The organism is Cellulomonas bogoriensis 69B4 = DSM 16987, assembly GCF_000767165.1.
Taxonomy (GTDB): Bacteria; Actinomycetota; Actinomycetes; order Actinomycetales; family Cellulomonadaceae; genus Actinotalea; species Actinotalea bogoriensis.
Genome location: NZ_AXCZ01000223.1, coordinates 1 through 3461 on the forward strand (window position 1 = coordinate 1; position 3461 = coordinate 3461).

General features: G+C 70.4%; 5 protein-coding genes. 3 read left to right on the forward strand and 2 right to left on the reverse strand.

Annotated elements, in window-relative coordinates; all coding sequences use genetic code 11:
* Nucleotides 1–230 precede the first annotated feature (230 nt).
* Both N869_RS13650 and N869_RS13655 read right to left on the reverse strand, forming a co-directional pair.
* The gene (locus tag N869_RS13650; protein ID WP_035062475.1) at nucleotides 231–419 is read right to left on the reverse strand and encodes a hypothetical protein; all 189 of its coding nucleotides are present in this window, start codon (nucleotides 417–419) and stop codon (nucleotides 231–233) included.
* 21 nt (nucleotides 420–440) lie between these two features.
* Nucleotides 441–1040: a maleylpyruvate isomerase N-terminal domain-containing protein gene (locus tag N869_RS13655; protein WP_035062476.1), complete on the reverse strand. Its 600-nt coding sequence runs from the start codon at nucleotides 1038–1040 to the stop codon at nucleotides 441–443.
* A gap of 319 nt (nucleotides 1041–1359) precedes the next feature.
* Here N869_RS13655 and N869_RS13660 point away from each other — a divergent pair, with 319 nt between their 5' ends.
* The 3 genes from N869_RS13660 to N869_RS16665 all read left to right on the forward strand — a co-directional run bounded on the left by N869_RS13660 (nucleotide 1360) and on the right by N869_RS16665 (nucleotide 3447).
* Nucleotides 1360–1728, forward strand: coding sequence for a response regulator transcription factor (locus tag N869_RS13660; RefSeq protein ID WP_232229748.1), 369 nt, complete (start codon nucleotides 1360–1362; stop codon nucleotides 1726–1728).
* A 97-nt stretch (nucleotides 1729–1825) separates the two neighbouring features.
* Nucleotides 1826–2158 carry a hypothetical protein gene (locus tag N869_RS13665; protein WP_035062477.1) on the forward strand — a complete coding sequence of 111 codons (333 nt, stop codon included), beginning with the start codon at nucleotides 1826–1828 and terminating at the stop codon, nucleotides 2156–2158.
* Nucleotides 2155–3447: a hypothetical protein gene (locus N869_RS16665; protein WP_052105578.1), complete on the forward strand. Its 1293-nt coding sequence runs from the start codon at nucleotides 2155–2157 to the stop codon at nucleotides 3445–3447. Before N869_RS13665 ends, N869_RS16665 begins: the two co-directional genes overlap by 4 nt.
* Nucleotides 3448–3461: the final 14 nt, after the last annotated feature.

The following is a 3461-nucleotide window of genomic DNA, read 5'->3' on the forward strand; positions in this document are numbered from 1 at the left end:
GCCTGCCGTTCCTGAACGTGCCGACCTGTACCTCTCGGCGCGTGTCGCTGCGTCTCGAATAGTCACTCGCTGGTTCCAAAGTGCTACCTTGGCGGCGCCCTTACCGACGAGGGAGCCAACCATTGGAAGTGCGCCGATCCCGCTAGATGCCGCGGCGACGGGATCACCATTCTGGAGATTCACCGTGCGCTGGCACGGGCGTTCCCTGCCGCGTGAGGTAGCGGGACCGCTCATTGCCCGCTGGTGCGCTCCGCCCGCTGCTTCTGGAAGAGCATCCCGATCACCATCCCCAGCACCAGGCCACCTCCGATGTACGGCGGCACCTGGCCCTGTGCTGCCCCGGCAGCCCACCCGAGCAGCGCCCCCACCAGCATCCCGACGATGACCGCCTTCGAGCGACCGAACTGACGCTGGTCCATGTCTGCCTTTCGTCGGGGCGTTCAGGGCGTGAGGCGCTCGGCCAGAGCCGCGTGCAGGGCGGAGTCGTCGCCCTCCACGGTCAGCGCCGAGGCGTCCGGGTTGAGACGCCCCCACAGTAGTAGGGCCAGGGCAGACGCCGGGCCCCTGACCGTCGCGGAAGGGCCCGAGTCGACAGAACCTCCCAGGACCCATGTGCGGTCTGCGTCCTCGGCGCCGAGTGTCGGTTCCGCCCCGGTCGCGTGGCTCAGGTCCCACAGGTGGACGGCGGTCTCGTGGAGCTGGCGGCGCCGCCAGAAGGACGCCGGCCCGCGTCCGACGAGCGTCGAGCAGACGGCATCGGGGCCCAGGTCGGTCAAGGTCTCGACGAGCTCACGGGCACACTCCTCGTAGAGGTGGGGAAGGTCGACGGGGCCACGACCCAACGGGACCTCAGGTTCGCTCCGTGCCTCGGCGGCAGCCCAGTGATGGACCCCGGCCAGGTGAACCACCAGGTCGCGCACCCGCCAACGCCCGCACGACTCCACTCGCGCCATGGGGTCACTGCGCCGGACCCCGTCGAGGAACGCCCCCTGGACCTTGACCAGCTCAGCAAGGTGGTCCAACCCAGCGCGTGCGCTCATCTGGTCATCATGCCGCGCGGCACGGTGCGCGCGCTGGTGCCAGTGCGGTCTGCGACGCACCGGATAGGCCACCGCGACGGCACTCCAACACCCGGCGGCCGTCCTGGCACCTGACCGGGCGGGATTTGAGAGGGTCAGCACCCACAGCGACGGAGCGGGTCGTGGCACTGGGTGAGGGCTCACCGCTGGGCGTGAGGACAGCGGCGCGTTCGTCCTCCGGGCGCGCATCCCCGTCGGTGGTTCAGCGTGACGGCACCGACCCGGGTGCTCGTGTGCGACGAGCAGGCGCTCATCCGTGCAGACTTCACGACGATCATCGGTGCGCAGCGCGGCCGGGGCCAGCGGCTTCCTGCTCAAGGACGCGCCACCCGCGCAGCTGCTCGACGGGATAGGGACGGTCGCGAGCGGCGGGGCGCTGCTCGCCCCAGAGGTGACACGCAGGCTCGTCGGCCGGTACGCCGACCGCCTCCGGCCGCCGGCCACGGAAGCCGACGTGCCGCTCACACCGCGCAAGCTAGAGGTGCTCCACCTCATAGCCGCGGGCATGTCGAACGCCGAGATCGCCGTCACGCTCGTCCTCAGCCAGGAGACGGTGAAGACCTACGTCTCACGCATCCTCACCAAGCTCGACCTGCGCGACCGCGTGCAGGCAGTCGTCTACGCCTACCGCCGAGGGCTGGTGACCTGACCACCCCGTCACCCCGGTGGTGGAGGGCTGTCCACAACGGTGTCGGGATGCGCTGAGGTCGGCTGATAACCTCACCGCCGGATCGGGGGGTGGGTGCGTGAACCAGCTGGACGCAGAGCCAGGAGCACTGCGGGAGGCCGCAGGGATCCTCGAGCGCCGCGGGACGCCGCCCAACCCCCTGACGGGGGCTGCGCCCATGCCGTCAGGGCCCGCACCGACGGTCGCGGCCGACCTGAACGCGTCGGTGAGGTGGTGGTCCGGGCGGGTCACAGCGCTCGCCGGGCAGGCCGCCGACGCGGCACTGGCGCTGCGCGACAACGCCGATGCCTACGAGCGTGTGGACCAGCGGGTCACGGACCGGCTCCGGACCGGGCAGCGGGCCCTCAGCGGGCAACCGGGGGTTCTGCCGGCGAAGATGGGTGCCCGGTGAGCACGACGTTCGCCTACCCGACGGACGAGCCGGCCCTGCTCGAGGAACGCCGGGCAGTTCTCGAGCGTTCCGCGAGCCACCTCGCTGAGCTGGGCGACACGTTGGCCTCGGCGCGGAGCGTGGCGCTCGTCGACTGGTCGGGTATCACCGCGCAGGCGGCGGACACCGCGTTCAGGACCCGCATCGCCGCAGCGGAGGACTCCGCGGCACGTCTGCGGTCGACCGTCATGGCTGTCGAGCAGTACCGGGCCGTCATCGTCGCCGCACGGGCGGAGATCGACGAGCTCCGCGACCGGCAGAACGCGGTCTCCGCGGCACGCGCGAGCACCGACGCGGCTGCCCGGGCGTTCATCGCCGCACCCAGTGCGGACGGCGTCGCCGACTACCTGCGGTGCCTCGCACGGCAAACGGTGCTCCACCGCGAAGCGGTGGGCCTCGCGAACGCTTACGACGACGTCATGCGGCGGGTCGCCGTAGCCGCAGCGGCGTGCGCGACGACCCTCTGGGAGGACGGCCCCGGGCTCACGGAACGAGCCAGGCACCTCGCCGAACAGGCCGGTGTGCGGAACCCGCAGCACGACCCCGAGCCCAACGGGACGTCGTACCCCGACGGGCTCGGACCGATGGTTCCTGGCACGACCATCCCGATGCCAGAAGCCCCACCGTGGCCCGACGCGGACCCCGGCGCGGGCGAACACAACAGCGAGTTCGCCTGGCCCGATGACTACCTCACCCACCAGGCAGCATTGGCCGCCGCGACCGCCCTGCAGTGGAAATGGCCGAACGCCTCAGAGAATCTGCGGCATTTCCTCGGCAACAGCGGGCGGCCCCTGGAGCAGGACGTGGACCAGATGCTTGTGGACCTGCCGGGGTTGAGTGACGAAGTGGCGAGGTCGCAATCGCTGTTGACCACCGAGGCGCTTGCGCGAGCCCGAGCCGCCAGTGTGACCGAGCCCGTGACGTTCCCGGTGAGCACGGGGTGGAAGGGCTACTACGCCAAGCAGGACGAGAGCACCAACTGGTACTACGCCACGGGCGGTTTCCGGTACAGCCTGCAAGGGCAGGTCACCGTCCAGCCCCCTACGTCCCCGGGTGGCGAGTGGACCTACGAGCAGACAACAACTGTCTCGACGTATGACCGCTACAACTGGGACGGGGGAAAATCCACCCAGATCTTCGGCCAGACCGTCACCGACGAGCAGCTGGCAGAACTGCACCGAGCAGGCATCGCGCAGGAGTACCACCTGTACGGAACCTCGTCACCATCGACCAGCGGGGGGTCAGAGTGAGCGGAACCCGCGCG

Coding starts and splice junctions, on each gene's coding strand:
- N869_RS13650 (WP_035062475.1), bottom strand. CDS start 419: ATGGACCAGCGTCAGTTCGGTCGCTCGAAGGCGGTCATCGTCGGGATG.
- N869_RS13655 (WP_035062476.1), bottom strand. CDS start 1,040: ATGAGCGCACGCGCTGGGTTGGACCACCTTGCTGAGCTGGTCAAGGTC.